Source organism: Gemmatimonas sp. (assembly GCF_041689975.1).
Taxonomy (GTDB): Bacteria; Gemmatimonadota; Gemmatimonadetes; order Gemmatimonadales; family Gemmatimonadaceae; genus Gemmatimonas.
The window spans coordinates 46,485-53,693 of the sequence record NZ_JBDNFF010000064.1; the positions used below are offsets into that span (position 1 = coordinate 46,485).

General features: G+C 65.3%; 7 protein-coding genes. 6 read left to right on the forward strand and 1 reads right to left on the reverse strand.

The genetic code is table 11. The features are described from left to right. Positions 1-28 precede the first annotated feature (28 nt). From mtnA to ACESNG_RS04910, 6 genes are all read left to right on the forward strand, one after another. Positions 29-1,039, forward strand: a complete 1,011-nt coding sequence (gene mtnA, locus ACESNG_RS04885) for an S-methyl-5-thioribose-1-phosphate isomerase (RefSeq protein WP_373063693.1) — start codon at positions 29-31, stop codon at positions 1,037-1,039. Then, positions 1,036-2,517, forward strand: a complete 1,482-nt coding sequence (gene glpK, locus ACESNG_RS04890) for a glycerol kinase GlpK (RefSeq protein ID WP_373063691.1) — start codon at positions 1,036-1,038, stop codon at positions 2,515-2,517. Before mtnA ends, glpK begins: the two co-directional genes overlap by 4 nt. Positions 2,518-2,623: 106 nt before the next feature. Further along, on the forward strand, positions 2,624-3,079 hold the full coding sequence (locus ACESNG_RS04895) for a cytochrome c maturation protein CcmE (RefSeq protein ID WP_373063689.1): 456 nt from the start codon (positions 2,624-2,626) through the stop codon (positions 3,077-3,079). Positions 3,080-3,112: 33 nt separating this feature from the next. Next, the gene (locus tag ACESNG_RS04900) at positions 3,113-5,149 is read left to right on the forward strand and encodes a heme lyase CcmF/NrfE family subunit (protein ID WP_373063687.1); all 2,037 of its coding nucleotides are present in this window, start codon (positions 3,113-3,115) and stop codon (positions 5,147-5,149) included. Then, the gene (locus tag ACESNG_RS04905) at positions 5,149-5,811 is read left to right on the forward strand and encodes a cytochrome c-type biogenesis protein CcmH (RefSeq protein WP_373068034.1); all 663 of its coding nucleotides are present in this window, start codon (positions 5,149-5,151) and stop codon (positions 5,809-5,811) included. The genes ACESNG_RS04900 and ACESNG_RS04905 overlap by 1 nt, the downstream gene beginning before the upstream one ends. Then, complete coding sequence (locus tag ACESNG_RS04910) at positions 5,811-6,422, forward strand: zinc ribbon domain-containing protein (RefSeq protein ID WP_373063685.1); 612 nt, start codon at positions 5,811-5,813, stop codon at positions 6,420-6,422. The genes ACESNG_RS04905 and ACESNG_RS04910 overlap by 1 nt, the downstream gene beginning before the upstream one ends. Here ACESNG_RS04910 and ACESNG_RS04915 read toward each other — a convergent pair. Continuing rightward, positions 6,419-7,168 (reverse strand): A/G-specific adenine glycosylase, encoded by a 750-nt coding sequence (locus ACESNG_RS04915; protein WP_373063683.1) that lies wholly within the window; start codon positions 7,166-7,168, stop codon positions 6,419-6,421. The two genes, ACESNG_RS04910 and ACESNG_RS04915, sit on opposite strands and share 4 nt — an antisense overlap. Positions 7,169-7,209: the final 41 nt, after the last annotated feature.

A 7,209-nucleotide genomic window follows, 5' to 3' on the forward strand; every position in this document is an offset into this window, starting at 1 on the left:
GAACGCTCCGGCCTGCTACGTTTGGCCCGTGCTTCCCCTCGTCGCCGTCGGCTGGTCCCCGGACCATCGCGCCCTCCGCATTCTTGATCAACGTCATCTCCCCGGCGCCGAGGTGATGCGGGACCTCGTCACGCTCGACGAGGTGATCGACGCGATTTGCACCCTCGCCGTTCGCGGCGCGCCCGCCATCGGCGTGGCCGCCGCGATCGGGCTGGTCGTTGCCCTAGAGCATGAGAGCGAAGGCTGTGGGGCGCGCGCTCGAGCGGTTCTGATGGGCCACGCCGTACGGCTCATCGCTTCGCGCCCCACCGCCGTAAATCTCTCGTGGGCTGTGGGGCGACTGCTGGCCGTCGCGGCAGCGGTGGGAGACGACCGTTTGCTGACAGCACTGCGGGCGGACGCCGAAGCCATTCGGGCCGAGGACGTCGCCATGTGCGACGCGATCGGCCGATTCGGTCTCGACATCGTTCCCGACGGGGCGCGGGTGCTCACCCACTGCAACGCCGGCTTGCTGGCGACCGCCGGCATCGGTACCGCCTTGGCGCCGGTGCACCTGGCGCATCGTGAAGGGCGCCGGGTGCATGTCTATGCCGACGAAACGCGCCCACTGCGTCAGGGCGCCCGATTGACCGCATGGGAACTGCAACGCGCCGGAATACCGGTCACCGTACTGCCCGATGGCGCGGCCGCGTCATTACTGCGGAGCGGCGCCGTCGATCTGGTAATCGTTGGTGCCGACCGGATCACGGCCAACGGCGATGTCGCCAATAAGATCGGCACCTACGGCGTGGCCCTCGCTGCGCGCGCCCACGGCATACCGTTCTACGTGGCCGCGCCGTGGAGTACGATCGATCCGGCCACCCAAACCGGTGCCGACATCGAGATCGAACATCGACCCCCCGACGAGCTGGGCGACCTTCCCGTTGGCGCGCGGGTATGGAATCCCGCGTTCGACGTGACACCGCACGAGCTGATCAGCGGATACCTCACCGATCGCGGCTTCGTGAAGCCGCCCTTTTCCGGAGTCACCGGCGTATGACGTGCGTACTCGCCATCGATCAAGGCACCACCGGCACGACCTGTCTCGTCGTCGGGCAGAACGGACGCATCCTCGGGCGCGCGTACCGCGAAATCACGCAGCACTATCCGACGCCGGGATGGGTGGAGCACGACGCGCACGAGATTCTCGATCGCACCGTCGCCGCCGCCCGTGAGGCGATCGCCGACGCCGGCGTGGACCCCATCGCCATCGGCCTCACGAATCAGCGCGAAACGATCGTCGTGTGGGAGCGCGCGACCGGCCGCGCCGTGCATCGCGCCATTGTGTGGCAGGATCGTCGCACCGCCGATCGCTGTCTCGAGCTCGCCCCACAGTCGAAAATGATCGCCGAGAAAACGGGACTCGTGACCGACCCGTACTTCAGCGCCACGAAGCTCGAATGGTTGTTACAGCAGCCGGGAATGCGCGAGCGCGCGGCGCGCGGCGAACTGGCGGCGGGCACGATCGACAGCTGGTTGGTGTGGCATCTCACCGGCGGCGCGTCGCATGTGACCGATCATACGAACGCGTCGCGCACGATGCTCTACGACCTTGGCACGCACGCCTGGTCGCCCGAGCTGTGCGCCCTGTTCGACGTGCCGACCAACATGCTGCCGCAGATCGTGCCATCGAGCGGGTACATCGGCACCGCCGTTCCCTCCGTGTTCGGTCTCGAAATTCCCATCATGGGCATCGCCGGCGATCAGCAGGCGGCCCTCTTCGGGCAGGGCGGCTGGCACACCGGTTGTGGCAAGAATACCTACGGCACCGGAGCCTTCCTGCTGCTGAATACCGGCCGTGTGCGTCCGCCGGGTGCCACCGGTCTGCTCACCACGATTGCCTGTGATGAGCGCGGAGCGCCGGTGTATGCGCTCGAGGCGTCCATTTTCATTGCCGGCGCCGCGGTGCAGTGGTTGCGTGACGGGCTCGGGATCATTGCCGAAAGCCGCGAGACGGAGCGATTGGCGCGGTCGCTCGCAAACAATGAGGGCGTCTACTTCGTACCGGCATTGGTGGGGCTGGGCGCTCCCGACTGGGAGCCCAACGCCCGAGGAACCATCTTCGGCATCACGCGCGGCACCACCCGCGCGCACTTTGCCCGCGCCGCCCTCGAGGCGATGGCCTACGCTACCAACGATGTGCTGGGGGATATGCGTACTCAGGGTGGTGTCCCGTTCGACAAACTCCGGGTCGACGGCGGCGCCACCGCCAACGACTGGCTCATGCAGTTCCAGGCCGATGTGCTCGGGGTGCCGGTGGAGCGCCCGGACATCGTGGAGACCACGGCCATGGGCGCGGCGGGGCTGGCCGGCCTGGCCGCTGGGCTCTGGGCTAATGGGGACGAGTTTCTGGCTGGGCGGCAATTCACACGGTTCACCCCAACTGATGACGCGACCGCGACCGCAGGATATGCAGGATGGCGTCGCGCGGTGCGCGGGGCACTGACCTGGGCTCGCGATTCCGATCGGGCACCCTGATGTCCGGGCACTGTGGCCTTCGCGACGTCGTTGACCAGACGGGTGACGCCTGACCGTCCCACCGCTATCTTTTTCGAACACCTTCCGAACGACGAGGACGGGTCCCGTGAAAGCTCGAAACAAATTTCTGTTGGGTGGCGTGCTGGTGGTCAGCACGGCCAGTTATCTGATGGCCAGCTCGATCGACGAGACGGCTACGTATTATCTCACGCCAACTGAGCTCGCGAGCAAAGTGTCGGAGAACCCGCGCTTCGTGAAGAACGGTGTGAAGATCGGTGCCCGCGTTGTCAGCGGCACCATCGTGCGAGAGCCGTCCGGCCGGTCGGTCGCCTTCAAGATGACCGACGGTACCAAAACGTACGACGTGAAGCACACTGGCATCGTGCCCGACACGTTCACCGATGGGGTCGATGTCGTGGTCGAAGGCCGACTCGATGCCAACGGGACGTTCCAGTCCACGATCTTGCTGGCCAAGTGCGCGTCGCGCTACGAGAACGCTCCCGATAAGTACCCGGATACGCCCGGCTACAAGCCGGGCATGCCGGCAACCCCGCGCGCCTAGCTGTTGCGCGCCTGCGCGTGAGCGCGAGGCAACATGATTCTCGTAGGTGAGCTGTCGCTCTGGGTCGCCCTCCTGATGGCGGCCTGGACGACCACCGTGTCGTTCTCCGGGGGCCTGCAGGGGCGCCCCGATCTGGTGAAGAGTGGTGAGCGCGCGTTGTACGCGACGTTCGGGTTCACCCTGCTCGCGTCCATTGGACTCTGGACCGCGCTCTTCATGCATGACTTCTCGATCAAGTTCGTTGCCTCGTATACGAGCACGAACCTCCCCAAGATCTATACCTTCACGGCCTTCTGGGCCGGACAGTCGGGGTCGATGCTCTTCTGGGCGCTGATCCTGACCGCGTATTCGGCGATCGCGGTCTTCTCGAACCGAAAGACGAATCGCGCCATGATGCCGTACGTCACCGGGACCTTGGGCATCATCTGCCTGTTCTTCCTGATGACGATGTGCTTCGGCGCCAATCCGTACGAGCGACTCGACTGGATCCCGCCCGAAGGCCGCGGCATGAATCCGCAGCTGCAGAATCCAGGCATGGCGATCCATCCGCCCATGCTCTATCTGGGGTTGGTCGGCACGGCGATCCCGTTCGCGTTCGCCATCGGTGCCCTCGTCACGCGCCAGCTCGACGCGCAGTGGCTGGGCGCTGTCCGTCGCTGGGCCTTGCTGTCGTGGTTCTTCCTCACCATCGGCATCGTGCTCGGCATGTGGTGGGCGTACGTGGAGCTCGGCTGGGCCGGCTACTGGGCGTGGGACGCCGTCGAGAACTCGTCGTTCCTGCCGTGGCTCACGATCACCGCGTTCCTGCACAGCATCATGATCCAGGAAAAACGCGGCATGCTGCGCAAGTGGAACGTCACACTGGTGGCGATGTCGTTCCTGCTCACGATCCTCGGCACGTTCATCACGCGCAGCGGCATCATCGAGAGCGTGCACGCGTTTGCGCAGTCCCCGGTGGGCGACTGGTTCCTGGTCTTTCTCATCGGAGCGGCGGTGGCCACGGCATATCTCGTGTCCACGCGCCTGAACGATCTGCAGGCGAATGCCGAGCTGGAAAGCATGGTGAGCCGCGAGGCCGCCTTCCTGTACAACAATCTGGTGCTGATCGGCATTTGCTTCGCCACACTGTGGGGCGTGCTCTTCCCGATCCTCAGCGAGTGGGTGAAGGGTGACAAGATCACGGTCGGTCCGCCGTTCTTCAATGCAGTAAACGGTCCGCTCGGCCTGCTCCTGCTGGCACTCACCGGCATTGGTCCACTCATCGCATGGCGTCGGGCGTCGACGACGAACCTCAAGCGCCAGTTCACGTGGCCCGTGATTTCCGGCGTCGTCACCTTCACGGTGCTGTTTGCGCTGGGCATGCGCCAGATGTATGCGCTGGTGTCGTATCTGCTGGCCGGCTTCGTGTTCGGCACGATTATTCAGGAGTTCGTGAAAGGCATCGACGCCCGTCGTCGCATGTACGGCGAAGGTCTGTTCAGCGCCTCGATGCGACTGGTCGGCCGCAACCGTCGTCGATACGGCGGCTACATCGTGCACTTCGGTGTCGCCATTCTGTTCTGCGCGTTTGCCGGCCTGATGTTCAAGAAGGACCTCACCGCCACGCTGAAAGCCGGTGAGTCGGTCAAGGCGAAAGACGCCTACGGCAGCGAGTGGGTGTTCACGAGTCAGGGCATCTCGTCGTTCGAGCAGCTCAATCGTCGGGTGGTGGCCGCGTCGTTCAACGTGACGCGCGACGGCAAGAACATGGGCATCCTATCCAGCGAAAAGCGTCAGCACGTGAACGCGGCCGGTGAGCCGACCTTCGAGCCGTCCACGGAAGTCGGTATTCTCGAATCGCCGAAGCAGGATGTGTATCTCGTGTTCACCGGCGCAGTCGACCGCGAAACGGCAGCGATTCACATCAACTTCAACCCGCTCGTGTGGTGGGTATGGTTCGGCGGCATCATCATGGCGTTCGGTGGACTGATCGTGATGTGGCCGCAGGCGGTGCGCGCCGAGCGCGAGGGGGGCTACGTGGCCGAGCTGCCGTCGGAGTCGACGTTGACACTGGTAGGGGCGGGCGCGTGATGGTGTCCGGTACGTCGGCGCGTGATTCGTTGCACTCGAGCCGCCGTCTGTTCCTCACCCGCGCCGGCTCGGCCGCGGTGGTCGTGGCGGGATCGCTGCTGCTGGCGCGCACGGGCTGGGCGCAGGATGCCGCGACGCCGCAAGCCGCGACGGCGCCCGGTGGCGAGGAGATGACGTCGGATTCGTACAAGCCGGTGGTACGGCCGGCGAAGCCGAATGCCGTGAAGCAGATGGATGAGAAGCAGCTCGAAGCATTCGAGCGCAACCTCGCCTGTCCGTGTCCGTGCACGCTCGACATCTACACGTGTCGCACGACGGACTTCAACTGTGGTATTTCTCCGGCTGTGCACGGCGACATTCAGCGCTTGGTCGACGGCGGGCACACCGCCGACGAAATCATGGCGGCGATGACGCAAACGTACGGCGATTTCATTCTCATGCAGCCTCGCAAGCAGGGTTTCAATCTGCTCGCGTGGTTCGCGCCCTTCGCGGCCATCGCTCTCGGTGCGGTGGCGATCGGTGTGTTACTGCGTGGCTGGCGTCGCAACGCCGACGTGGCCGCAGCGAAGCGTGCCTCGGAGCCGGTAAAGCTCGACGCGTCGATCAATGCCACGCCCGATGAATTGGCGCGCCTCGAGGCCGCACTCCGGGAGGATCGTTGATGACGCTCGTCGCGTTGCCGGAAGGTTCTGTTCCGCTGGTGCTGGGGACGGTACTGGCACTCGGGGCGCTCACGTTGGTACTCTCGCCGCTACTCAGCGGTGAGGTCGAAGTGCGAGCCGACGATGAGAAAAGAGCCGCGACAGAAGCGGCGCGCGTGAAGGCCGCGCGCGCCAAGCGGTCCGGCCGCGCGGAAGAACAGCTGGACGGTGCCGTGGCTGCCCTTCGCGAAATCGAATTCGACCGCGAAACGGGAAAGCTGTCGGACAGCGATTATGCGGAGCTGAAGGCGCGCTACACGCGAGAGGCCTTGGCCGAGCTGCGCGCGTCGGACGCGCGCGAGGCATCAGCTGCTGGTGCCGTTGCCAGACAGGTCGTGGTGGCGGATTCAAGCCTGGCTGACGCCTCCGACCCGGTGGAGGCGGCAATCCGTTGGGCGCGCGACAATCAGCGTTCGTGCGGCGTCTGTGGGCCGCGGCCCGAGCCCGATGCGACGTACTGCTCGAGCTGCGGACGCTTTCTTCCCGGCGCGTGCTCCAAATGCGGCACCAGTGTCGACCTTGTGGGGTCGCGATTCTGCAGCGGATGCGGCGATCAGCTGGCGGCGGCCTAGAACATCTTGCCCTTTCGGGTGGGCGGCGCGTCGGCTTTGCTGGACGCTTTGGCCTCGAGGAGGGGAAACGTCGCGCAGCCTGTCTTCACGGGGCAGATCCCGCAGCGCGGAACGCGGGCCGTGCACACCAGCGCCCCGAGCTCCATCAGCGCCTGATTGTGCGTCCACGTGGTCTTGCCCGTGCGCGGTAAGAGCTGCTCGGCGATCAGCCACAACTGCTTCAGCCCCGGTCCGGACTTCGGATGCAGATGCGGAGCGAACACGCGCTGCAGCACCCGGGCGACGTTCGTGTCCACCAATGCCGCGCGCCTCTCGTACGCGAACGACGCCACTGCGCCGGCTGTATAGGCACCCACGCCTGGCAACTCACGCAGCGCGATCGGTTCGCTCGGAATCACACCATCCTGCTCGGTCGTGACATGCTTCGCCAGCGCGTGCAGGTTCCTCGCGCGGGCGTAGTAGCCGAGCCCCTGCCATGCTTCCATCACCTTCTTCGGTCGCGCGCTGGCCAGCGAATACAGATCGGGGAAGCGGTCGAGAAAGCGCCCGTAAAAATCGAGCACTCGCGAGACCTGTGTCTGCTGGAGCATCAGCTCCGATACGAGGATCCGGTACGGATCCCGTGTCTGTCGCCAAGGCAGGTCGCGCGAGTGCCTCTTGAACCACGCGTGCAGCCGCCGACGAAAAGCCGTGGCGGCATCGGGCGCGACCGTGAGGTCGATCGGGGCAGGACGTTTTTTTGCCATCGGGCAAAAACCTAGCGGTGCGACACGCGAAAGAACAAAAC